Source organism: Corynebacterium sp. MSK032, from assembly GCF_030232065.1.
In the GTDB taxonomy this organism is placed as follows: Bacteria; Actinomycetota; Actinomycetes; order Mycobacteriales; family Mycobacteriaceae; genus Corynebacterium; species Corynebacterium jeikeium_D.
Genome location: NZ_JASPJR010000001.1, coordinates 95,228 through 118,873 on the forward strand (window position 1 = coordinate 95,228; position 23,646 = coordinate 118,873).

General features: G+C 59.3%; 17 protein-coding genes. 9 read left to right on the forward strand and 8 right to left on the reverse strand.

From position 1 onward, the window contains the following. Window positions 1–10: 10 nt before the first annotated feature. Together QP995_RS00460 and glgA are read right to left on the reverse strand one after the other, a co-directional pair. A complete protein-coding gene (locus QP995_RS00460) occupies window positions 11–1,534 on the reverse strand; it encodes a cellulase family glycosylhydrolase (RefSeq protein WP_284852798.1) in 1,524 nt (507 codons plus the stop codon). A gap of 202 nt (window positions 1,535–1,736) precedes the next feature. Then, on the reverse strand, window positions 1,737–2,933 hold the full coding sequence (gene glgA / locus QP995_RS00465; protein WP_284852799.1) for a glycogen synthase: 1,197 nt from the start codon (window positions 2,931–2,933) through the stop codon (window positions 1,737–1,739). Between the two features lie 112 nt (window positions 2,934–3,045). On the opposite strand from glgA, the gene glgC reads away from it, so the two are divergent. Then, window positions 3,046–4,263, forward strand: coding sequence for a glucose-1-phosphate adenylyltransferase (gene glgC, locus QP995_RS00470; protein ID WP_042388575.1), 1,218 nt, complete (start codon window positions 3,046–3,048; stop codon window positions 4,261–4,263). Between the two features lie 294 nt (window positions 4,264–4,557). Here the strand turns inward: glgC and QP995_RS00475 are convergent, their stop codons facing one another. Continuing rightward, window positions 4,558–5,232 (reverse strand): O-methyltransferase, encoded by a 675-nt coding sequence (locus tag QP995_RS00475; protein ID WP_070603699.1) that lies wholly within the window; start codon window positions 5,230–5,232, stop codon window positions 4,558–4,560. A 158-nt stretch (window positions 5,233–5,390) separates the two neighbouring features. Here QP995_RS00475 and sigE point away from each other — a divergent pair, with 158 nt between their 5' ends. The 4 genes from sigE (at window position 5,391) to tatB (ending at window position 8,452) form a co-directional block, all read left to right on the forward strand. Then, complete coding sequence (gene sigE / locus QP995_RS00480; RefSeq protein ID WP_070429357.1) at window positions 5,391–6,044, forward strand: RNA polymerase sigma factor SigE; 654 nt, start codon at window positions 5,391–5,393, stop codon at window positions 6,042–6,044. Between the two features lie 51 nt (window positions 6,045–6,095). After that, window positions 6,096–6,488, forward strand: a complete 393-nt coding sequence (locus QP995_RS00485) for an anti-sigma factor family protein (protein WP_239271898.1) — start codon at window positions 6,096–6,098, stop codon at window positions 6,486–6,488. After that, window positions 6,488–7,807, forward strand: a complete 1,320-nt coding sequence (locus tag QP995_RS00490; RefSeq protein ID WP_284852800.1) for a S1C family serine protease — start codon at window positions 6,488–6,490, stop codon at window positions 7,805–7,807. The genes QP995_RS00485 and QP995_RS00490 overlap by 1 nt, the downstream gene beginning before the upstream one ends. 90 nt (window positions 7,808–7,897) lie before the next feature. Further along, window positions 7,898–8,452 carry a Sec-independent protein translocase protein TatB gene (gene tatB / locus QP995_RS00495; RefSeq protein WP_070429355.1) on the forward strand — a complete coding sequence of 185 codons (555 nt, stop codon included), beginning with the start codon at window positions 7,898–7,900 and terminating at the stop codon, window positions 8,450–8,452. 244 nt (window positions 8,453–8,696) lie between these two features. Here tatB and QP995_RS00500 read toward each other — a convergent pair whose 3' ends face one another. Further along, the gene (locus QP995_RS00500) at window positions 8,697–9,830 is read right to left on the reverse strand and encodes an Mrp/NBP35 family ATP-binding protein (protein WP_049193006.1); all 1,134 of its coding nucleotides are present in this window, start codon (window positions 9,828–9,830) and stop codon (window positions 8,697–8,699) included. A 319-nt stretch (window positions 9,831–10,149) separates the two neighbouring features. Between QP995_RS00500 and QP995_RS00505 the strand changes: the two genes are divergently transcribed. Continuing rightward, window positions 10,150–10,632 carry a YflT domain-containing protein gene (locus tag QP995_RS00505; protein WP_042388577.1) on the forward strand — a complete coding sequence of 161 codons (483 nt, stop codon included), beginning with the start codon at window positions 10,150–10,152 and terminating at the stop codon, window positions 10,630–10,632. A 43-nt stretch (window positions 10,633–10,675) separates the two neighbouring features. On the opposite strand, the gene QP995_RS00510 is transcribed toward QP995_RS00505, so the two are convergent. After that, window positions 10,676–11,899, reverse strand: coding sequence for a magnesium and cobalt transport protein CorA (locus tag QP995_RS00510; protein ID WP_016422415.1), 1,224 nt, complete (start codon window positions 11,897–11,899; stop codon window positions 10,676–10,678). Between the two features lie 43 nt (window positions 11,900–11,942). On the opposite strand from QP995_RS00510, the gene QP995_RS00515 reads away from it, so the two are divergent. After that, entirely contained in the window at window positions 11,943–12,698 is a 756-nt protein-coding gene (locus QP995_RS00515; protein ID WP_070429353.1) for a type 2 periplasmic-binding domain-containing protein, read from the forward strand. Between the two features lie 352 nt (window positions 12,699–13,050). Here the strand turns inward: QP995_RS00515 and QP995_RS00520 are convergent, their stop codons facing one another. The 3 genes from QP995_RS00520 to QP995_RS00530 all read right to left on the reverse strand — a co-directional run bounded on the left by QP995_RS00520 (window position 13,051) and on the right by QP995_RS00530 (window position 21,631). Further along, window positions 13,051–16,719 (reverse strand): multifunctional oxoglutarate decarboxylase/oxoglutarate dehydrogenase thiamine pyrophosphate-binding subunit/dihydrolipoyllysine-residue succinyltransferase subunit, encoded by a 3,669-nt coding sequence (locus tag QP995_RS00520; protein WP_048732838.1) that lies wholly within the window; start codon window positions 16,717–16,719, stop codon window positions 13,051–13,053. 103 nt (window positions 16,720–16,822) lie between these two features. After that, complete coding sequence (locus tag QP995_RS00525) at window positions 16,823–20,659, reverse strand: ABC transporter ATP-binding protein (RefSeq protein ID WP_284852801.1); 3,837 nt, start codon at window positions 20,657–20,659, stop codon at window positions 16,823–16,825. A gap of 105 nt (window positions 20,660–20,764) precedes the next feature. Beyond that, window positions 20,765–21,631: a hypothetical protein gene (locus QP995_RS00530; protein WP_049171995.1), complete on the reverse strand. Its 867-nt coding sequence runs from the start codon at window positions 21,629–21,631 to the stop codon at window positions 20,765–20,767. Window positions 21,632–21,760: 129 nt separating this feature from the next. On the opposite strand from QP995_RS00530, the gene QP995_RS00535 reads away from it, so the two are divergent. Further along, a complete protein-coding gene (locus QP995_RS00535) occupies window positions 21,761–22,582 on the forward strand; it encodes a (2Fe-2S)-binding protein (RefSeq protein ID WP_284852802.1) in 822 nt (273 codons plus the stop codon). Between the two features lie 198 nt (window positions 22,583–22,780). Then, window positions 22,781–23,623 carry a hypothetical protein gene (locus QP995_RS00540; protein WP_284852803.1) on the forward strand — a complete coding sequence of 281 codons (843 nt, stop codon included), beginning with the start codon at window positions 22,781–22,783 and terminating at the stop codon, window positions 23,621–23,623. The last annotated feature ends 23 nt before the right edge of the window (window positions 23,624–23,646 follow it).

The following is a 23,646-nucleotide window of genomic DNA, read 5'->3' on the forward strand; positions in this document are numbered from 1 at the left end:
GCGGTTGGTTCTACTTCGGCCGAATGGTGACTGACACGTGGTCAGCAGTGGAGACGATATGAACCGTCTGGCCATCGGCAGCGACAGTGGCGTGGCCACCCTCGACATTCACTGTGAACCCATTCGGGAAGTTGATTGAGGGCACAACGAGCTCGCTGGTGGAACCAGGTGCGAAAACTCCGGTGCCGTCGACGCGACTATTGTTCCAGCTGGCCTTGTAGACACGGGTGTCGCGGTTCCAGTCAGTAGCCTGCGGGGTGCCTGCGACCGCTCGCAGGTGTGGAGCGGCGAGGATGGTCATCTTGTCGCGGTTGAAGGCATCGGCACCTACAGGTCCTGGAACAGTAGGGTCGAAGACCATGCCCTGTTCCTTCTGGTTCTGCGTCGTCGGGTCGTTGCATCCGCAGTAGGACCAGTACTGCCAGCCGACCATGTGGCGGCGGGCAAGCGAAATTACGCCATTGAGGGTATCGGCATCGTCGGTGGCGCCGAACTCGGAAAGCAGTGTGGCCGAGCCGTTACCGGATGAGACGATTTCCGCATTGTCGAAGACGCGACCATCGAAAAAGTCACAGCCCGTGTAGGTGTTGAACAGGGCATTCGTGGTGCAGTAGACATGCCAGCTGAGGGCCGTACCAGCGGTTTCAGGAACCTCCGGGGCTGCCGGATTCGTGTTCAATCCGGTGTTCCACATGGAGTAGGGCTCGTAGTGGACAATAGCGTCCGGGTCCTTGTCGACAATCTGATTGGCAGCCTTCTGGTGCAGTTCATCGAGCTTTTCCTTAGCCGGGCCGCAGTCGCCGAGAGCCAGATAGCACAGTGGGTATGCGGAGCCTGGCCACGGTTCATTTATGATGTCGTAGCCCATCAGTCCCGGCATGTCGCCAAGGCGTTTGGCGACATGGCCCCACATGGCTGCGTAACGCTCCTGCAACCCAACGCCGCCTGGCCCTTCGCGGTTATTCAGGAAGTTGTCGTATGCCCTAATGAGTCCGATATTGAGAGCCTGGTTAGCGGGGAAGCCAACCTTTAAGAGGCTGGGAACGCCGTCGTCAATGACAGCCCAATCCGGGGCAAATTCGCCTTCGAACTTCTCGTTGTACATGTCCTGGTGGGCATCGACCAAGACCGCGATTCCACGCTCAGTGAGCATGGAGATAGTGCGGGCAATGGAATCCAGGTATTTGTCGTTGTACTCGCCAGGCTCTGGCTCTACTGCTTTCCAGATAATGCCGACTCGCATGGAGTCGAAGCCCTGCTGCACGAGCCAGTCAGCATCGTCCTCGTTAAAGCCTCCGGCCTCTGGGGTGTAAGGATCGTGCTTGTAGACGATGTTCGACCCCTGAGTGAGGAAAGCACGGCCATCACCGTCGGTAAACCAGCGACCGGACTGTCCAAGGGGACCACGCTCGGTGATGGTAGCGGTACTAGGGGATGGGGCTACTTCTGTAGCGAGCGCCTGATGCGGTAGTGCACCCGCTAGCGCTATGGCAATGGCGGCACCAACTGCTGCCACCTTCTTAGTGAATCTCATACTCAGGATGCTATTGACCAGTAATGATAAATTCAGCCAAAACTCAAATTAGGTTTAGAAAAGTGGGCAAGGGCATAAGTAAATGTCCTGAACGGGGTTAGTAAAAAGGCTAAGAAAGGCCCACCGCTTCCTTCTCGGAAGCGATGGGCCTTATGAGGAGACTCCGTCCACCGCGCATCCGTGGCGTCTCGCAGACAGCCAGCTACATCAAAGACTTATAAACCTCAACGGTCTGCTGAGCGATGTTCTCCCAGCTAAACACATCTTCAGCGCGCTTCTTACCCGCCTGGCCAACCTTGGCAGCGCGGTCACGGTCGGCAACCATGTTGTTGACAGCGGCAGCGATTCCACGCTCGAAGCCCTCCGGATCGGACTCTTCGTAGTGAACCAAAGTGCCGGTTTCGCCATCGACGACAACCTCCGGAATACCGCCGACATCAGAGGCGACAACTGCGGTGCCACATGCCATAGCCTCGAGGTTAACGATGCCCAGAGGCTCGTAGATGGACGGACAGACGAAGGAATCCGCGGCCGTCAGGATCTCCTGAATCTTCTCCTTCGGCAGCATGTCCTGCACCCAGAAAATGCCATCGCGCTTCTCCTGGAGGTCATGGACGAGCTGCTCAGTCTCCTTCGCGATTTCCGGGGTGTCCGGAGCGCCGGCGCACAGAACGAGCTGCACACCGTCGTCGAAAAGCGATGCGGCCTTGACCAGGTGAGCGACACCCTTCTGACGGGTGATGCGGCCGACGAACGCGACCATCGGGCGAGACGGGTCAACGCCGAGCTCCTCCAGGACAGACCAGCCGTTCTGTTCCTTGGACTCTTCCCACGTCGGGCGCGGGTGCCACAGCTCGGTGTCGATACCGTTCAGGACAACGTGAACCTTGTCGGGGGAGATACGCGGGTAGGCGTCCAGGATGGCGTCCTTCATGCGCGCGGAAACAGCAATGACAGCGTCTGCGTACTCCATAGCATTGCGCTCGGACCAGCTGGAAACGTCGTAACCGCCGCCGAGCTGCTCGCGCTTCCACGGGCGGTGCGGCTCCAGTGAGTGCGCGGTGGCCACATGCGGAATGCCCTTGAGTAGACCGGTGAGGTGACCGCCCAGGCCTGAGTACCAGGTGTGAGAGTGGACGACATCAATGTCGGTTGCCGCGGCGGCATTGGCCATGCGCAACCCCGTGGACAGCGTCTTAATCGAGGCGTTGGCATCCTTCAGCTCCGGGTCAACGCCGTGGACATATACATCCGCCTCATCGCGAGGAGCACCCATGCAGTGCACATCGACGTCAACGCCGTCGAGGCCGCGCATGAAACGAGTCAGTTCAGTTACGTGAACACCTGCTCCGCCGTAAATCTCCGGAGGGTATTCCTTGGTCATCATGGCAACACGCATAGTTCCAGCGTAACCAGATTTGACAATTTCCGTTGCTTGATATGACTGGGTGTGGGTAGCGGGGAGGGGAGACTGGCAGCGAGGAACGTAAATCGCATATAGGTTGGTTGGTGTGAGGAGTCAACCACATGTTTTGTCCATTGTCCTTGCCGGTGGCGAAGGCAAGCGTCTCTTCCCGCTGACGGAAGACCGCGCTAAGCCCGCCGTGCCTTTCGGCGGTAGCTATCGGCTTATCGACTTCGTGCTGTCGAACCTGGTCAACGCAGGTTTCTTGAAGATCTGTGTGCTGACCCAGTACAAGTCCCACTCGCTCGACCGTCACATTTCGCAGGCGTGGCAGCTGTCTGGCATCACCGGCCAGTACGTCACCCCGGTGCCGGCTCAGCAGCGTCTGGGTAAGCGCTGGTTCACCGGTTCGGCGGACGCGATTCTGCAGTCGCTGAACTTGGTTTACGACGAGGATCCGGAGTACGTCATCGTCTTCGGTGCCGACCACGTCTATCGCATGGATCCGCAGCAGATGCTGGAGGCCCACATCGAGTCTGGCGCTGGCGTGACGGTCGCTGGTATCCGCGTCCCGCGTTCTGAGGCCAGCGCATTCGGTGTCATCGATGCCGATGACAACAACCGAATCACCGAGTTCCTGGAGAAGCCGGCTGATCCGCCCGGCACCCCGGATGACCCGAACTCGACGTTCGCGTCGATGGGTAACTACATCTTCACTACCTCCGCGCTTATCGACGCTATTAAGCGTGACTCGGAAGATGAAAACTCCGACCATGATATGGGCGGAAACATTATTCCGATGCTGGTAGAGGAGGGCGAAGCTTTCGTCTGGGACTTCAAGGACAGCTACGTTCCGGGTGAGACCGAACGTGACAAGGGCTACTGGCGTGATGTCGGTACCATCGATGCCTTCTACGAGGCCAACATGGACCTGATTTCCGTCCACCCGGTGTTTAACCTCTACAACAAGAAGTGGCCAATCCACACCTTCTCAGAGGAGAACCTGCCTCCGGCCAAGTTTGTCCAGGGCGGTATTGCTCAGGCTTCGATGGTCGGTGCTGGTTCGATTGTCTCCGGTGGTACGGTCCGCAACTCGGTGATTAGCACCAACGTTGTGGTCGAGGATGGCGCGACGGTGGAGGGCTCGGTTCTCTTCCCAGGCGTTCGCGTCGGCCGCGGAGCAGTGGTTCGCCATGCGATTTTGGACAAGAACGTTGTAGTTTCCGACGGCGCCATTATCGGTGTCGATCCGGAGAAGGACGCAGAGCGCTTCAAGGTCAGCGCTGGTGGCGTTGTGGCCGTTGGTAAGAACCAGGTTATCTAGACTGTCTGAGTCCGACCGGCTGAAAAGGCACGTACCGTGGGGTACGTGCCTTTTGCCTTTAACCCTTTTTGCTACCTAGTTGCTACCTAGCCCCAAAACTGGCAGCCCTAAAAGTTGCGGGCTGCACCTGTGAATATGGGGTGCGCATGTGAATACGGGCATGGGCTGCAAATGTGAAACTGTGTGAGTTTATGACACTTTCAAGCCATTTTTCGGGCCATTTTTGTCATAAACACAGTCAGTAACTCGGCTCGGCCCACCGCTGCCGCTAGCCGGCCGGCCAACAGTAGAAAACTACTTCTTCACCAGCACAGTGGTGCCAGCTGCTAGAGGTAGGCGCATCACGTAAGCGTCGTCAAGCTGGAGCATGTATTCGTCGGCTTCGCGGGCAGCGACGGTGTCACGGTCAGTGCGTGACGAGTCAGCGACAGTGCCGTCGAGGAGCGCGCCGGTCAGGACGAGCGCGCCACCGGAGCGAAGCAGCGGCCAGGCCTTTTCCTGGGCGGCGCGGAGGATTGCCGGGACGACGTCCAAGTAGACCAAGTCGTAGGAGTCGGCGGCCAGTCGATCCATGACCTCCAGTGGCTGCGAGGGCAGGAAGCGCTGTCGGTTGGGGCGGATGCCTGCGGCTCGGAAAGCGGACTTTGCCAGAGACTGGTGCTCGAGCTCCGGGTCGATGCAGGTGAGAACGCCGTCATCGCCGAGGCCGGCGGCCAGGTGCAAACCGACTACGCCTGCCGCAGGCGATGCGATGACAGCGGCGGGGTGACCGTCGCGGCGGGCACTGGTCAGAGCCATGAGCGAGGTCAAAGCGGCGCCGGTCATCGTATCGGGGACGGCAACTCCGTATTCGCGAGCGCTCTCTCGGGCGCTTTCAAGGGCCTCGGAGACTACGGTCGTGTTGTTGACGTGCTGTGCAATAGCGTCACGTGCGGATAGCGGGGTAGCAGAAGAACTCGTTTCGGACACGTTCTATAGCGTAGGAAAAAACTTCGGGCAGGGCAGCGGGGCGCGCCGGTCAGTGCCGGACTAGGTGGGTAAACAAGCCTCAAGTTTGTCTGGACTCTCAAACTATTTTCAGGGTAAGGTCACTACAAACCTAAGGTTGGTAAGGAACACTGAACCTCATGCCCGAACGAGTCAAGTCCGAACGAGTCAGCGTAGGCGCCAGCCGCGAGGACGCCGCGTCCGCTGACGTAACTGAGCAACTGTCCGGCACCGCGGCTTTTGACGCAGGTGTGGGGGAGATGCCGTCGTGGTCGGAGCTGGTCCAGGCCCACGCGGATAGTGTTTATGGGCTCGCATATCGGTTGACTGGTAACCAGCAGGACGCGGAAGACCTGACGCAGGAGACATTCATGCGTGTGTTCCGCTCGCTGAAGTCATACCGTCCCGGCACTTTTGAAGGCTGGCTGCATCGGATTACCACTAACCTGTTTTTGGATATGGTCCGGCATCGGCAGGTCATCCGGATGGAGGCGTTGCCGGAGAACTACGACCGCGTCCCGGGTACGCTGAAGACCCCGGAGCAGGCCGTCGATGACGCGATGCTCGACCCGGATTTGGAAATCGCGCTGGCTGAGCTGCAGCCGGACTATCGCGCGGTGGTTGTCCTCTGTGATGTGGTGGGGCTGACCTACGAGGAAATTGCCAGCACCCTTGGGCTCAAGATGGGCACTGTGCGTTCGCGTATTCACCGGGCACGTTCCAGCTTGCGGGCGACGTTGGAGCGCCTGGAGAAGGAACGACAGGAGCTGCCGGAGTCGGTCACCGCAGGCTAGATTTCCCGCACTCAATCCGCGGGAGCGGCTATTGTGGGGCTAGTTAAATAGGTGCGATTTCTGGAGGTGCTGCAGTCTGTGATTCAGCAGGGCGATGACAAGCGTTTTTTGTCAACGGAGCATCTCGGCACCGAGGCGATTGCCGCTTTTGTTGACGGCGAGTTGTCGGTCGTAGCTGAGCGTCGTGCGCAGGCGCACCTGATGGCATGCCCGGAGTGTCGCCGGGAGGTCGCGAAGCAGCGGCAGGCAGCCAAGCGTCTGCGTGATAGTGCGCCCTTGCACATTCCAGCTGAGCTGCGCGCTCGTATTGCTGATTTCGCAGGCAGTTGCGAGGACTCAGAGCCCCATCGGTCGGCGCGGCATCTCACGCACCGTCCGCCGGAGTCGCTGAGTGCCGCGTTGGAGCAGATCGTTCGCGGTTTTCGTAAAGGTGGTAGTCACTAGTGGGCAAACATCGCTCTTTCGATGATTCCGCGTTCGCCCCGGACTCCGATCGTGCCGCCGCAACTGGCGGGTTACAGCGTGCTCCAGGGCAGAAGCTTGACGACGACACCAGTGCGACCGCCCAAGAGTATTCGCCGTGGCAGGATTCGTCGTCACGCATGACGACGGGGCGTCCAGCCCGCAAACCCGAAGCGAAAAAGAAGCCTCGCCCGAAGACGGCTCCCCGCGTCAGCGCGCGGGAAGTGATTTTTGGCCGCGAGGTGCCGTGGCGTGTGATTGCGGCATCGTCGGCCGTGGTGCTGCTCATTGGCGGTGTTGGCGGCTTTGTTGGCGGTTGGGCTGGCAAGTCTTTCCGCTCGGACTACCAGCGTGTGGAGCTGCAGCAGATCGAGGGGCGGCCGGGCAACGGTGATTTGACTGAAATCGGCAAGGTGGCGGAGGCTCTTCGTCCCGCGGTGGTGTCGATTGCGGTCAGTGCCGGTGAGGTCTCGGGCGTGGGCTCGGGGTTTGTCATTGATGGTGACGGTCATATTTTGACGAATAACCACGTCGTTTCGGCGGTGGCGGACCGGCAGGATATGCAGGTCTCCGTAACGTTTTGGGACGGCGGAAAGCTGAAGGAAGTGCCGGCCAAGATTATTGGCCGCGACCCGAAGACCGACCTCGCTGTGATTAAGGTCGAAGATGTTGCGGGGCTGACTGTGGCGCAGCTTGGTGATTCCAACGCGGTTGCGATCGGTGACACAGTGATTGCGATGGGCTCGCCGCAGGGGCTTGGCGGCACGGTGACCTCGGGCATTGTCTCGGCGCTCAATCGCCCGGTGCGCCTGGCTGCTGAGGGGACCGACACGGACGGTTACGCCGATGCGATTCAGACCGATGCCTCCATCAACCCGGGTAACTCGGGTGGTCCACTGGTGGATATCCGCGGTGCCATTATCGGTATTAATACGGTGATTTTCAGTAGTTCGGGTGGCTCACAGGGGTTGGGCTTTGCGATTCCAATCAATTCAGCCGTTGCCATCGCGGAGCAGCTCATCGCCGGTGAGCAGCCGGTTCATCCGGGGATTGGCGTGACAGCGCGCACGGTTTCCAATGGCGCACTGACTGGTGCCGAGATTGCCAGCATCCTGCCGGGAGGCGTTGCCGACCGGGAAGGCCTGCAGGAAGGCGATGTGATTACGGCTGTGGGAGACCGCGCGGTATCGTCCGCAGATGAGCTCACGGTGGCGCTGTGGACTGTTGGCGCTGGTAATGAGGCGGTATTGAAGATCGTTCGCCACGGAGCCGAGCTGGAGGCGAAGATCACGCCGGAGTAGGGGGCGCTGGTTTCTGCGGATTTAGCAGATTTGGTGGATTTGGCCACGCAATGCTGCATGCGAGGTGCACTGTAACTAAGGTGGTATAACGTGTTTTCTAATGTTGGCTGGGGCGAGATTCTTGTCCTCTTTATCCTCGGACTAATTCTCATCGGACCTGAGCGGTTGCCGAAGGTAATTGAGGACGTCCGCGCATTGCTCTTGGCTGCGCGCACCGCAATCAATGACGCACGCGATAACCTCTCGGACGAGTTCGGCGAAGACTTCGACGATCTTCGCAAGCCGCTGCAGGAGCTCAACGATCTCCGTCGTCTCAACCCGAAGACCGCCATCACCAGGACGCTTTTCGACGGCGATGACACCTACCTGGACATGCTCTCCGGTAAGCCCGCAGCGGGTGGTGGCGGAACTGGTGCAGCCGGAGCTGCAGGAGCGGCCGGGCCTGCGGGTCAGCAGTACCAGCAGTCCAATACGAACCAGCCAGTGCAGCCGGCTCCGTCGCAGCAGCCGCTCCCGCAGCCGGGGACGTGGCAGGATCCAGTTGCCCAGGCCCGCCAACAGCAAGCACAGCAAACACCACAGCAGCCGCAACAACCTCAGCAGCCCCGTGGGGTGCAGGCCTGGGTCGACGACGACAACCTATAGAGGTTGCAAACCGTTCCCGACCGCAAGTTACTGACTAGGTTTATGACACTTTGAGCACAAATTTTGCCACGAAAGTGTCATAAACCTAGTCAGTAAGTGCACGCAGCCGCTTTGATGGATGCACCACCGAAAGCGCCCACAACACATACGCCCCAGACACCGCAGCCGCAAAAGCAGACGCCCCCTTCCCGGCACCGAAAATACCGGGGAGGGGGCGTCGCTGTGATCGTCGTAAAGCGAAGGCCTACTTCGGAGTTACGCCCAAGCCGAGCGACTTGCCTGCGAGCGACTCGCGACGAACAACCAGCTTGTCAGCGATAGCGTTCAGGGCCTCGCCCGCGCCCGAATCCGGCTTGGACAGGACAATCGGGGTGCCCTTGTCGCCGCCTTCGCGTAGCTCTGTGTCCAGCGGCACCTGGCCGAGCAGCTCGACCTTTCCGCCGGTGATCTGGGTAAGACGACGGGCAACGGTCTCGCCGCCACCTGCGCCGAAGACCTCCATCTTGGAGCCGTCCGGCATCTCCATCCAGCTCATGTTCTCGATGACACCGGCGATGCGCTGGCGGGTCTGCAGCGAAATGGTGCCGGCGCGCTCTGCGACCTCGGCGGCGGCCATCTGCGGGGTAGTAACAATCAGCAGCTCAGCGTTCGGCACGAGCTGCGCCACGGAGATGGCGATGTCGCCGGTTCCCGGGGGCAAGTCGAAAAGCAGGACGTCCAGGTCGCCCCAGAACACGTCCGCGAGGAACTGCTGGATAGCGCGGTGCAGCATTGGCCCACGCCAGACAACCGGTGCGTTGTCGTCGACGAAGTGTCCGATAGAAATCAGTGACACGCCGTGCGCTTGCGGAGGCATGATCATGTCGTCGACCTGGTGTGGCTTTTCCTCGGAGCCCATCATGTGTGGGATGGAGTGTCCGTAGACGTCGGCATCGAGGACACCGACAGACAGACCCTTCGCGGCCAGCGCGGCGGCGAGGTTCACGGTCACGGAGGACTTACCGACGCCACCCTTACCGGAGGCGACGGCGAACACGCGGGTGCGGGAGTCCGGCTGGGCGAATGGGATCACCGGCTCGGAGGCGGTGCCGCGGACGGCGTTGCGGAACTCGCGGCGCTGCTCGTCATTCATCACATCGGTGGTGACGGTGACGTTGCCAACGCCCTCGATACCGTTCAGCGCCTCTTCGGTGCGCTCGATGATGGTGTTTTTCATGGGGCAACCGGCGATGGTGAGGTAAATCTCCACGGCCACGTCATTGTTGTCCGCCACCGAGATGGACTTGACCATGCCAATCTCGGTAATCGGGCGACGTACCTCAGGATCTTCGACCTGCGCCAGGGCGGTGCGAACTTCAGCTTCAGTAATCGTAGACATTATGTAGTGAATCTTATCGTGAGACCCCGCAAGACAAAGAACTACTGACAAAATCAGTAGTTTGCCGCTTTACGACGGTCACAGCGACCAACCCTTCCGGCAAGAGCGGTGGCGGTGGAATGGGCGGCGGACCAGTCGGTGGAACAATTGCCAATCGTCTGACGTTGTCCTTGATAGAACGCCTTTTGGCGATAGTTTTAGCAATATTTTCAGCAACTGAGTCACCTTTTACTGTGACAACAACTGCAAGGGAACGGTGAGAGTACCGATGGCAAATGGGGAAGCGGGCAGCGGTTGGGGGAGCGGCCGGGAACAGAGCATGAAGTCCCGGTTGCCTCAGCGCCAGGTACCCGAGGGGTGGCCGGTGGGCAGTTTCACCAACTACTCCGACGCGCAGGCGGCGGTGGATTCGCTCAGTGATCGCGATGAGTTCCCGGTTTCCGACCTCACCATCGTCGGTGTTGACCTGATGCAGGTGGAGCGCGTGGTTGGCAGGCTGACCTGGCCGAAGGTGCTCGGCGGCGGCGCGCTGTACGGGCTGTGGATGGGCCTGTTCTTCGGCCTGATTCTGGGGCTTTTCCAGGAGGATTGGGTTAGTCCGCTGATTGTTGGCCTCGGTATGGGCGCCATCTTCGGCATCGTGCTGGCCGCAGTTCCGTACGCAATGCAAAACGGCAAGCGGGATTTCTCGAGCACAACGGAGATTGTTGCCCGTCGCTACGACGTCCTGTGCAATCCCCGCAATGCCGAGCGGGCCCGTGACCTGTTGGCGCAGCGGGCGCTCGGTGGGAATCGCGGGTAGGTTGCTGTATCCGTCGTAAAGCGATGCCTGCCAGAAGCAGTACCTACAGCCACTTGTTGCGGCGCAGGACCCACACCAAAAACGCCACGATGGCAAACATGATGGCGAGGACGATGAAGTAGCCGTACTCCCAGTGCAGCTCGGGCATGTGGTCAAAGTTCATGCCGTAGATGCCGGCCAGGGCGGTCGGGACGGCGAGAATAGCCGCGTACGCCGAGATGGTACGCATATCCTGGTTCTGCTGCAGCTGGATTTTCACGGCGGCGGCGTCGATGAGGGCGGAGAGTCGTTCGTCGAGTCCGGAGACGAGGTCCGCGGCGGCGAGCTGGTGGTCGAGAACATCGGAAAGATAACGGCTGACGTCCTTAGGCATGATGTCTTCCCGCAGATTCATCAGGGAGCGCAGTGCCGGTGTCAGCGGATCGATCGCGTGGCGCATTTCCAGAATCTCTCGTTTGAGGATGTAAATGTCCTCAATATCCGAATCCAAGTTCGGCTCGAAGACTTCGTCTTCCATGATCTCCACGCGATCTTCCAGCTGCATAGCGATGCGCAGGTACGCATCGACGAGGTTGTCCGTCAGTGCCCACAGCACGCCCGCGGGGCCGTAGTCGATGGCGTCGGTGGTGTTCTCCACGCGTGCGCTAATGCGCTGCATATCCGAGCTAGGCATGCCCATGCGAATGGTGATGACGTACTCCGGGCCGATAACAATCATCAGCTGGCCGGAGCGAATAATCTCATTTTCGTCATCCGCGAGACCTTCCGGGGAGTAGTGAATCGAGCGAATAACAAAAACAACGTGATCATCGTGGATCTCAATCTTGGGGCGCTGGCGGTTAGTCAGTGCGTCCTCCACCGTCAGCTCATCCAGCCCGTAAAGCTCAGCGATGGCATCCATCTGTGTCGCGTTGGGGCGCGACAACGACAGCCACGTGAAGCCCTCGCCAAAATTCCGTACCTCGGACAGCCCGGAGAAGTGGTCGTAGGTGCCGGGCAACCGCTTGCCGCCGATGTAGACGCCGCAATCGCGCAGGGCATCGCGCACCGCCCTCGACTGTCCTGTTCCTGTGCTTGACGACGAGCCGTTGGTGCGCGTCACCTTCGAGACAGCCGACTTCGCTGCGGATTTAGCCGCATTCGTCGCCCGAGCGGTTTTACCGGGTTTTGCTGTGGCCGACGGTTTTTGGCTTTGACTGGCCGAGCTAGTTCGCGGATTGCGAGCCTTCGCCGAAGCGCTGATGTTGCGGCTTTTCTCTTCGCCCATTCTGGGTGACCTCACAATCCGTTCGTAGGTTACGCTGGTGTCGATGATTGATTTTAGACGTGCGAACGCCGGGTTCCACTTTCGCATCCGCTCAATGGGGTGCAAGGGTAGCTCCACGGCTACTGCGTGCACTTTTACCGCCCTGGCATTGGTCACTGGGGCGACGGGGTTCGGTCTTGCCGCATGTTCTGATTTGGATCCGCAGATGCCCGTTCCTCCCGAGCAGGAGGCGGTGGTGACTGTCGGGGCAGACCTACGCAACCCTGAGCAAGCAGCTCTTGCGTACGTGTATGCGCAGAGCTTTGAGAGGATAGGGCGGCAAGCGGAGGTCGTCGGCATTCGCGATGCTGACGACCGGTTGCGGGCCGTACGCAATGAAGCGGTCCTGGTCTCCTTCGGATGCACAGGTGAGCTACTCGGCCTGAGCGACCCTGCGTCGGCGGCTTCACTGGCGGAGGAATACGCGGACGACTCCACCCCGGACAAGCAGTTCAGCGGCGAGTGGCGCGACCGTGTGTACGACGCATTTTCGCGGTCGCTGCCGGGTGAAGTTATGGCCACCGACGCGGGCATGGCACAGGGCTGCGCGGATGTGTCAGCTGACAATGCTGGGGCTGACTTGCCGCAATGGCTTGTGCCTTTCTACGTCAAGCCAGCGTTGGACCGAGATGATCGAGTCCGCGTGCTCAATGAGATTGCGGGTTCGCTGAGCACTGAGGACTTGAAGCTGATGACCCGGGCTGTGGCTGGTGGCGCCAGCCCTGAGTTGGTCGCTCAAGAGTGGCTGGACAAGGCGTAGTCGGGGCGGCGGGGGCTAGTTGTGGCGGTATCTGACGCGTATCTGCTGTTGGCTGCCGCCAAGTTTGTTGAATAACCCATGAATGCGGGCTGCAAATGTGAAACTGTGCGAGTTTATGACACTTTCATGCCATTTTTCGGGACATTTTTGTCATAAACGTAGTCAGTAACTCGCATTGAGGACTAAGTAGTAAATGGTGCCGACCCGGTGGCACGCCGACCGGACACGCTTTTTGACTATTCGCCCTTGATGCCTGGCAACGATCGCCCAAGCAACAGGAAAGGGGCTCCAACCGTTCGGTTGGAGCCCCTTAGCGTTTACACGCTAACTGGTGAAGACCAGTCAATGAGACCTACTTGAGAGCCTCTTCCAGCAGAGCCTTCTCCTCAATCTGGTGGACCTTAGCCACACCAGTTGCGGTGGAGGACTGTGCACGGCGGGAAACGCGGGTCAGCTTCGGCATATCCGGCAGAACCTCTGGGAGGTTCAGTGCCAGGAATGGCCACGGACCCTGGTTAGCCGGCTCATCCTGAACCCAGCGGACTTCCTCAAGATCCGGGTAGGACTCGAAGATGTCGCGGAGGCGGTTGTGCGGCAGCGGGTGCAGCATCTCCAGGCGAGCGATTGCAAGATCGTCGCGCTTGTCCTTCTTACGCTTCTTCTCCAGCTCCCAGTAGATCTTGCCGGAGCAGAGCAGCAGGGTCTTGATGCCGGACTTGTCCTTGGACTCGAAGTTCGGGTCATCGATGACTGAGCGGAACTTGTTCGGGTTGGTGAAGTCCTCGACAGCAGACGCTGCCATCTTGTTGCGCAGCATCGACTTCGGCGAGAACACAACCAGCGGACGGTGCAGGTCGGACAGGACGTGGCGACGCAGCAGGTGGAAGTAGTTAGCCGGCTCGGACGGCTGAGCAACGGTGTAGGAGCCCTCGGCTGCCAGCTGCAGGAAGCGCTCGATACGTGCCGAAGAGTGGTCCGGGCCCATGCCCTCGTAGCCGTGCGGTAGCAGCAGGATCAGCTTGGAGGTCTGACCCCACTTGGCCTCGCCGGAGGAAACGTACTGGTCAATGGTGGTCTGAGCGCCGTTGGCGAAGTCACCGAACTGTGCTTCCCAGAACACTGCTGCGTCCGGGTTACCCAGGGTGTAGCCGTACTCGAAGCCCATGCCTGCGTACTCGGTCAGAGCCGAGTTGTAGATCATGAAGCGGCCGCCGTTCTTGGACTTACCGTAGGCGTCGATCGGGTTGTATTCCGAACCGTCCTCGGAGTCAATCAGAACTGCATGGCGAGAGGTAAAGGTACCGCGGCGGACATCCTCACCTGCGAAGCGGACGTCGATGCCAGCACCGGTGAAGGAGCCGATTGCCAGCAGCTCGGCCATACCCCAGTCGATGCCACCTTCCTGAGTCATCTCCGCGCGCTTCTTAGCGACCGGCGCAACACGCGGGTGAATCTTGAAGCCCTCAGGGAGGTTGACGTAGGACTGACCAATCTCGACGATTTCAGCCTTGTCGATGCCGGTCTTGAGACCGTGCGGCAGCGGCTGAGAACCGGCGATACCGGTCTGCTCGCCCGGCTTTGCGTCCTGAGCTGCGCGAACCTCGTTGAAGACCGCTTCCATCTGGTCGTGGAAGTCTCGGCGTACTGCTTCGTACTCTTCCTCGGAGATGTCACCGCGACCGATGAGGTCCTCGGTGTACTGAGCACGAACGCTTTCCTTCTCGTCGATGATCTTGTACATCAGCGGCTGAGTCATGGACGGGTCATCGGCCTCGTTGTGGCCGCGCTTGCGGTAGCAGACCAGGTCGATGAAGACGTCCTTGCCGTAGCGGTTACGGTACTCAACAGCCAGCTGGCCGACCCAGACGACAGCCTCCGGGTCGTCACCGTTGACGTGGAAGACCGGGCAGCCGTATGCCTTGGCGATGTCGGTTGCGTAGTAGGAGGAACGACCGGAGTCCGGCGAAGTGGTGAAGCCAATCTGATTGTTCACCACGATGTGGACGGTACCGCCGACCTTGTAACCACGCAGGGACATGAGGTTCAGGGTCTCCTGGACAATGCCCAGGCCGGCGAAGGATGCGTCACCGTGCAGCAGCAGCGGCATGACGGAGTAGCCCTCTTCGCCCTTGTTGATCTTGTCCTGGCGTGCACGAGCAAGACCCTCAACGACCGGGTTGACGGCCTCGAGGTGGGACGGGTTCGCAGTCAGGGTGACGTCAATCTCGCCCTCGCCGAACATCTGGATGTGACGGCCAGTAGTACCCAGGTGGTACTTGACGTCACCAGAACCGCCGACCTGTGCCGGGTCGATGTTGCCTTCGAACTCGGTGAAGATCTGGCGCAGTGGCTTGCCGACGATGTTTGCGAGCACATTCAGTCGACCGCGGTGTGGCATACCGATGACGACCTCATCCAGGCCAGCACCAGCAGCGGTGTCAATGGCGGAGTCCATCAGCGGAATCAGCGACTCTGCGCCCTCAAGGGAGAAGCGCTTCTGGCCGACGTACTTGGTCTGCAGGAAGTTCTCGAATGCCTCAGCGGCGTTCAGCTTCTGCAGAATGTACTTCTGCTCAGCGTGGGACGGCTTTGGCTGGCCGCCCTCAATGCGCTCTTCCAGCCACTCGCGCTCTTCGCGGTCGAGGATGTGAGCGTACTCGGAACCGACCTTGAGGCAGTATGCGTTCTGCAGGCGCGAGAGAACTTCGCGCAGCGTCATCGTCTCCTTGCCGCCGAAACCACCGACGTTGAAGGTACGGTCCAGATCCCACAGGGTCAGACCGTGCTCCTCAATATCGAGGTCAGCGTGGTTCGGAGCGGAATCATTCGGCTGGTCAGAACGCAGCGGGTCGATATCAGCCAGCAAGTGACCGCGGGAGCGGTAGGCCTCAATCAGACGCATAACGCGGGTGTTCTTGTCGATACCCGTGTTCGGCAGATCCTGTGCCCAACGGATTGGGGTGTAGGGGACGCGCATGGTCTGGAAGATGTGGTCCCAGAACTTGTCGTCGACGAGCAGGTTGCTCATCGTGCGCAGGAACTCACCGGACTCTGCACCCTGGATAATGCGGTGATCGTAAGTAGAGGTGATGGTCACCAGCTTGCCGATGCCCATCTCTGCCAGACGGTCCGCGGAAGCACCGGCGAACTCAGCCGGGTAATCCATGGAGCCGACACCGATAATCGCGCCCTGCCCCTTGGTAAGGCGCGGGACGGAGTGGCGAGTACCGATACCGCCCGGGTTGGTCAGGGAAATGGTGACGCCCTGGAAGTCCTTACCGGTCAGCTTGCCGTGGCGAGCACGAACGACGATGTCCTCGTAGGCGTCGACGAACTGCTTGAAGGTCAGGGTCTCACACTCGCGGATAGCGGCAACTACGAGCGAGCGAGAGCCGTCCTTAGCTGGCATATCAATAGCCAGGCCGAGGTTAATGTGCTCCGGGGTAACCAGAACTGGCTTGCCGTCAACCACCTTGTAGTTGTTGTTCATGTCCGGGTGGAGCATGACAGCCTTCACCATGGCGTAACCAATGATGTGGGTGAAGGAAATCTTGCCACCGCGGGCGCGTGCCAGATGATTGTTAACCAGGGTGCGGTTTTCAAACATCAGACGTGCCGGCATATCGCGAACCGACGTAGCGGTCGGCATCTCCAGGGAGACATCCATGTTCTTAGCGATAGCCCGTGCGACGCCCTTCAGAGGCTCCTCGCCGGATTCAACAGCCGAAACCTTGGCTGCTGCATCCATTGGGGACTTCTTTGGCTTCGGGGACGCCGGCTTGTTCGGGGTCTTAGTTGGTTCGACCCCCTTGGATTCACGACGTCCGGTTGCCTTAGCTTCCTCCTTCGTGGCTGCTGCTGGCTTTGCCATATTGGAAAGGTCCTCGCCCTTTTGGGACGGGGTGTGGGTTGCGAAGAATTCGCGCCATTCCTGACCCACAGATTGTGGATCCTTCTGGAATTGCTGGTACATCTCGTCGACCAGCCATTCGTTCTGGCCGAAGCTCATGTCGCTGCTCACGGCAGGTACTCGCCTCTTTTCGTCTTAGTTTTACTAACTCACGTTTATTCTAATTAGCGCAAGTGTCAAAGTGTCATTCAAGGATAACGAAAATTCTGAATTACTACACCGTCGCGCTCCCCATATGGTACTTGCTCCAAAGCTCTGCGTATTGGCCACCCGCCGCTAGGAGCTCGTCATGGGAGCCGTCCTCGACAATACGCCCGTGGTCAAGTACCAAAATCCGGTTGGCCCGAGCCGCTGTAGCCAGGCGGTGGGCCACAATAATTGCCGAGCGTTGACGCGACGCACGGTCAGTGGCTTCAAGGATTGCCGACTCTGTTGCAGGGTCGAGTGTCGCGGTGGCTTCGTCGAGAAGCAGCAGTTCAGGACGCATCATTTCGGCACGAGCGAGTGCGATGAGCTGACGCTGTCCGGAGGAGAGCCCTCGGCCATCTGGGCCGACGGGGTGGTGGAAGCCACCGGGCAGGCTGGCAATGGTGCTGAGGGCACCGACGTTTTTCGCGGCCTGCTGAATTTCAGCATGACTGCTGTCCGGTAGACCGTAGGAAATATTTGTTGCTACTGTCCCCGAAAACAGGTGTGATTCTTGGGGGACATAGCCGAGGGTGCGTCGCCAATCGTTAAGAGGGAAGTCGCGGATGTCAGTTTCGGAGGCTCGCACCACACCGTCAACTGGATCGTAGAACCGAGCAAACAACTTAATGATTGTTGATTTTCCGGCGCCGGTGGATCCGACAATTGCGACTGTTTCTCCGGCAGGAATCTGCAAATCGAGAGCATCGAGAACCTGCGGGCGTTCGTGCTCAGAGTCGGCGGCGGGGTAGGAGAAAGTTACCTTGTCTAAGCGCAGGTCGCCAGCAGCTGCGCGGGACGCGCCGTCAGTAGTGCCGTGATCTGGCATGGGGGCGGTCTGTAGGAGGTCATCAATGCGATTGAGGCCGACCTTCGCCTGCTGGTAGCCGTCGAAAACATGGGACAGCTGCTGAATCGGGCCAAAGAGCATTCCTAGGTACAGCGTGAAGGCGACGAGTACGCCGGGTGTCGTGGTTCCCGAAGCAACCTGTTGGGCACCGACAGCCAATACCGCGGCTGTTGCCAACTCAGAGACGAAGTTGATGCCGGGGAAGAATAGAGCCACGGCCAGCTGTGCTCTCTGACGAATTGCGCGGTACTTGTTGGATTCCTCGGCAAAGGAAGATTCGATATCGGCGACGCGGTGGTACATCTGAATCTCGCGAAGCCCACCAATAGTCTCCTGAAAATCAGCGTTGACCAAGGAGAGCTGCTCTCGCGCAGCCTTGTATAGGCGCGAGGAGATCCGGCGGAATACCAGGGTGGCCACCACAATGATGGGAAGCGATGCCAACGCCACCGCGGCGAGTGACACCTGTGTGGCAAGCAACAGCGCTGTGACACCGAGCAGAGTAAACGCGGCGATTGCCCCTTCTGCCAGTCCCGTTTGCAGGAAAGAGGAGAGCGCATCGATGTCGGTTGTCATCCTCGTCATGATGGCGCCCGAGCGATTGGCCTCGAAGTAGTTAATGCCAAGCGACTGCAGGTGACGGTAGCAGCGCACACGCAGGGCATAGAGCAGCCGCTCACCAGTGCGCGCAGTAATAACAGCATTTGTGGCTACGGCAAGCCAACTGATGAGGACCGTCGCCAAGCCACCTGCGGCGCAGGCCCACAGCACGGCCTCATTGTGCTCACTGATGCCGTGGTCAATGGCGTAGCGCACGAGCATGGGGAACGCCAGATCGGCGACGGCAATGAGGGCGAGCAGCGCAATGACACTTATAAATAGGCCACGGACATAGGAGAGCAGCCGGCGCAGAGAAAAAAGCTCGGAGTTGTCGAGTGCCGCAGCGGGCACACGCGGTTTTTCGGTAGCGGGTGGGAGGTTTCGCACGCGCTCGAGAAGCTCAGGCGTCGCAGGAGCATTGGCGAGAGCCGCCCCCATGCCACCACGACCACCGCCGCGGCCACCTGGACCACCAGGTCCACCTGGACCGCCTCCGGCTCGGCCAACCCCGCGGCTCATTTGAGAAGTGGCACCTCCGAGACGGCGGGAAGAGGTGTCTGATGTGGAGTCGTCGGCGGTTGGAGCGGTTTCGTCGGGCCAGAGTTCCTCAGGGCTGGGGTCTTCACTGTCGATGGGGTCGAGAACAAGGTTTTCGATTTCGGGGTAGGCGCTCTGGTCGATGTCCATCAGCTCGGTGAAGCGCGGATGAGAAGAAATCAGTTCGGCCTTGGTACCAATGCCAGTGATGGCACCGTCTTCGAAAATGGCGATGTGGTCCGCCTGCTCGAGAGTGGAAGATCGATGCGCCACGATGACGATAGTCGTATCCGCCAGCTGTGAGGTCAGCGCGCTGAAGATTTCCAACTCTGTCGCGGCATCGATTGCTGAGGTCGCGTCATCGAGAACCAAAACCCGAGGACGGGCGAGGAATGCCCGTGCTAACGCCACGCGTTGAGCTTGTCCGCCGGAGAGATTATGCCCGCGCTCACCGATGGCTGTGTCCCACCCCTGAGGCAGGTCGTCGACGAAGTTGACCTGGGCGGCGGTCGCTGCGGCGACAATCTCTTCCTGGGACGCCGCGGGATTGGCGAATGCGATGTTCTCACGCAACGTGCCCGCAAATAGATAAGGAGTGTCCGGAACGACAGTAATAGCGTCATACACATCGCTGGAGAGAATGCGCGCCGTATCTGTGGATGTGCCGTGGCTGGGCGCATCGATAGTGATGGTTCCCGAATCCGGCAGATAGTGACGGCCGAGTAACTCCGTGGCGATAGTCTTTCCGGACCCCGGTGGGCCAATCAACGCTAAGGTCGCCCCTGGCGCGACGGAGAATGAGACATCGTCGATAAGCGTGCGTCCGCCACGGCTGTGGGTGACGTGGTTGAAGCTGATGCCAACGGGGCCGTCGGGGAGAGGAAGCGCGTCGGTGGGTTCGGGGTTGTCTGGTCGGGCGTCGATGACATCGGAAATGCGGTCGATGCTTGCCGACGTCAGATGTATCGAGATGACCATGTTGGAGACCAGACGCGACAGGGCAGTCAGGCTGGTGAGATACGTGGCAAAAGCTACGAACGTGCCTAGGGTGATGTGTCCGTTAATCGCGAGCCAGCCACCGACCGCGATATTTCCGACGAGGGACAGTTGCGGCAACGACTGTAGCGCCGGTTGGAATCGAGCGCTGAGTTTTGCCGCTCGCAGGCGGAGGGAGTAGAGCAGCGACGAGTTACGCTCCATCTTCGCAACTTCGTTGTCACCCTGCGCAAACGCCTTGACAACGCGGATGCCGGAAACGGTTTCCTCGACTTGTCCGGCGATCTCGCCTGCTTGCTGTTGGGCAGCCCAGGTTGCGGCATGGAGTTTGTCACGCGAATTCACTGCAATGTAGACAATCGCTGGCACCACGGCGAGGCCGACCAGTGTCAGGGGCAGCGAGAGGGCGAGCATGATGCCGATTGTGATGAACAGCTTGACGACGGATCCCAGCGTCAACGGCAACATCGCCAGTAGTCCGGACACTGCCTGGAGGTCAGAAATTGACCGTGACACAACCTGGCCGGTGTTGACTCGGTCTTGTGCTGGACCATCGAGGTTTTGTAGGGAGCGAAGGATCTTTAGTCGCAGGTCGTGCTGAACATCAATGGAGAGTTTGCCGGAGAAGAATCTGCGCCCCATCTGGGCGACGAAGCGTACTAACGCGATGGTCAGAAATACAGAAATGACTGCCTGCAGGGGAGTTAGGGAAGGCAGTAGGCGTGCGGGGACACCGCCATCGGAAGTGCCCGTTGCCACATCAATGGCATCTCTAGTGAGAAGTGGAAGTACGGACTCCAGCCCGACAACGATTAGCGCTGCGACAACGACACCATAGAGCGGTAGTGGCCTGTGAAGAGACTGTTTCCACAAGAACTTCATGGGAGAGGTTCTGAGGGGTTTGCTCTGGGCCATGGTGGGTACCGCTCTTCCATTGAAAAACGTCGCTGAAGGGTAAGTCGCTGAAGGGTAATCGGGTAAGAGGAACTACTTATTCTTCTTTTTCTTCGGCCACTTCAGCGCCGAGGGAATAGAGAACCTCGATGACCTTGAGCCCTTCTTCGAGTCCTCAGAGGTGTTGGATTTAGCCGGTAGCTTTCGTTCAAAGTCCGACCAATCCTGGGGAAGCGGGCCCAGAGATGCGCGAGTGGAGCTGATAAGAATGCCACCGAGCTTGCGATTGGCGGAGGCCCCAACCACGGCGCCAATTCCAAATGGCAAAATCTTACCGATGATGGCCAGACGAGCGTTCTTCATCAAGCGCTTGCGTGCCTCGCGAATCAGCAGGCGGTTTGCTGCACCCAGCTGCGGAACGCCAAGCCGTGGCAGTAGAGAATTCACGGAAGTTTTGGTCTGCTTCCGCAGCGATTCCTCGCCAAGAAGAGAGGCCATAATAGCTGTCCCCTCAGAACCACTCATGGCCGCAAGAATCAGCGTGCGACGGCGTTGCGGATCGGTGATGTCAATATTGCGCAGGGTCGCTGAGGCCAGTGTGTACCAGGCTGATGCTTCCAGAAACAGCAGAGATTCACCGGTAACCGCAGCCAAGCCCGTAATCATGCCGACGCCGGGGAGAACCGCGCTGCCGCCGGCGGCACCACCGGTGCCGGTGACCAGGTTGAGGTAGTGGGAATCAATACGTTCCTGTACCTGCGCCGGAGTTTCATCTTTTTTGCGCTTGTGTAGGGAACTGACGTACCCGGTGATGGCAGACGACTGCCAGCTCATGGTCTTATCCAGGGTTTGGATAAGAAGGGTTCCCAGTTTTCCGGCATCACGTTCGATCGCTTCGGGGGTTGAGTTCACCGCATCAGTTACTGTGCGAGTTGAATCCTTCTTCGTCTTTTGGAACAAAGTAGTAGACCTCCTAAACGGGTCCGTTGAGAGCCATATGCCCATATAAACACTACTGAGCTGTGGGGAAATTCCGTAGTCGGTGGAAAAATAGACAGGTGTACGGCGATTAACACAGTCGATAGAAGGATGAGACTGGTGAACGATGTCACGCGGGGTGCCGCATTGCCTCCCGAGTACTCCCAGCTTTTGGCGGACTTTCCTCGGTTTTCCGCAGATGTTATGCCTCACGACGGCGCTGCCGAGTGGCACCTTTCTACCGAAGCTGTAGCCGCCGGAATTGAGGCTGGGAGAAAGCTGTTTCCCATGCCCGAGGTTGCGGGGGATACCCGTTTCCAGGCTCAATTGTGGTGGTGGTCCATGTGCGGAGTATTGGTGGGGCCATCGCTGGCATGCGTGTTGGTTTCCGATCGAGTTCCGGTGTGGCAGTGGTCTTCTTGGTTCGCCTTTCTCCGAGATGACTATTGGGTTGGGTTCCAAGCTCAACAGTTTGAAAGCATTTCCGCTGAGGATGCGGATGAGCTGAAGGATTCCGGCGAAGCACTGGCTCATTTCTTGGATCCGTTGGCTCAGGTTGTTGGAGAAGTCGGGGAAATCAAGCCTGCCCCTCTTTGGGCCGTGGCTGCCGATGCCGTAGCTAACGCCGCAATATCCGCCGGTAATGAGCTGATGGAGCCCTGGCGCGGAGCGCTTATTGGCAAACATGTCGTTGAGGGAATACAGCGAGTACATCGGGTCCCTCATCCTCGTTTCATGGATTCCTGCGGAGGCGAGGTGCGCCCCTGGGATGAAGCCGCTGCTGAATCGGGAGAAGAACCGGACTTCGATGTAGTTACTCACCTGGAGAGAGCTACTTGCTGCATGATTTATCACAGCCCAGATGCCGATCTGTGTGTCTCCTGTCCAAAACGTTCGCGTGAGGAACGCCATCAACTCTGGGCACGCTACTGAGCGCTCTGTTTTCGAGAATCGACAGCTGGCGGCCTGCCCCTCAACCGACCGCGTTGACGGCTTTGCAGCAGCACGCACGCTGCCGGCGCGATCTTTCGCAGCAATTGCCGGGGGCATGAGCCACCCCATGATTGCGCGTTTGTCGCTACGATTGGCTGCGGGTAGAGGCCAATTATCTTTCAAGGGAGGATTCCACCCATGAGCTTTTTCGAGCAGATTGCTGCGGCACTGGACCGCGAGGGCATTGAAAGCCGTGTCAACGATGACACCCTCTTCGTTCCCATTACCTCTGACCTGGAGGTTCAGTTCGTCACCATTGATGAGGACATCCCGGCTGCCGAAGTTTACGTAGCCGCTGCCGATGTGGATGATGAGGACGACGAGTTCGAAGCTGTTCTGGTCTCCGCTGTATTCTCCGTCGAAGACGCCGTCGCGGCAGTCGCCCACCATGTAGCTACTGACCAGGTTGTTGGCCTGCTGCGCACTCTGCTCGATGGCGATGATGACCGCATTGCTGACCTGGAGTTTGAACAGGACCCCGAAGAGGCAACCTTGGTCACCTCCGAAGTTGGTACCTCCTCGTTGGTTCAGGTTTTGGTAACTGCCCACAACAACGAGCCCAGCGCACACGTCCGCTTCATCTCTCAGGACGCGAACTTGGACGACATTGTCGACCAGGCCATCGCAGAGTTCTGGGACTCGGACACCGAAACGGTTCTCACCGATGATGACCGTCGCAAGATGTTTGCCGACCTCTACTCTGACATCCAGACCTTGCGCAATGAGGTTCTGACACTGGGCACATTCAAGGACTTTGACAAGCTGATGGATGTCCTTGCGCTCGTGGTAGACCGCGCAGAGGAATGGGAAGAACAGCTGGCGCCCGTCGATGACGGGTATGCGGAGTACATCTACTCTGATCACGTTGCCTCCTTGGACGAGGATGATGACGATGACGACGACGATGATGACCTCTACGACGATGGCGACTATGACGATGAGGACGACGAGGACGACGAAGAAGGCGACGACAGCGAGTAGCCGTACTGTGGCAGCACTGTGAC

Bases quoted from the DNA above. Each gene is read 5' to 3' on its own strand.
- sigE (WP_070429357.1), top strand. From the start codon at position 5,391: ATGCCCGAACGAGTCAAGTCCGAACGAGTCAGCGTAGGCGCCAGCCGC.
- QP995_RS00500 (WP_049193006.1), bottom strand. From the start codon at position 9,830: ATGTCTACGATTACTGAAGCTGAAGTTCGCACCGCCCTGGCGCAGGTC.
- QP995_RS00460 (WP_284852798.1), bottom strand. From the start codon at position 1,534: ATGAGATTCACTAAGAAGGTGGCAGCAGTTGGTGCCGCCATTGCCATA.
- glgA (WP_284852799.1), bottom strand. From the start codon at position 2,933: ATGCGTGTTGCCATGATGACCAAGGAATACCCTCCGGAGATTTACGGC.
- QP995_RS00525 (WP_284852801.1), bottom strand. From the start codon at position 20,659: ATGAAGTTCTTGTGGAAACAGTCTCTTCACAGGCCACTACCGCTCTAT.
- QP995_RS00535 (WP_284852802.1), top strand. From the start codon at position 21,761: ATGAGACTGGTGAACGATGTCACGCGGGGTGCCGCATTGCCTCCCGAG.
- QP995_RS00540 (WP_284852803.1), top strand. From the start codon at position 22,781: ATGAGCTTTTTCGAGCAGATTGCTGCGGCACTGGACCGCGAGGGCATT.
- QP995_RS00515 (WP_070429353.1), top strand. From the start codon at position 11,943: ATGATTGATTTTAGACGTGCGAACGCCGGGTTCCACTTTCGCATCCGC.
- QP995_RS00510 (WP_016422415.1), bottom strand. From the start codon at position 11,899: ATGGGCGAAGAGAAAAGCCGCAACATCAGCGCTTCGGCGAAGGCTCGC.
- QP995_RS00505 (WP_042388577.1), top strand. From the start codon at position 10,150: ATGAAGTCCCGGTTGCCTCAGCGCCAGGTACCCGAGGGGTGGCCGGTG.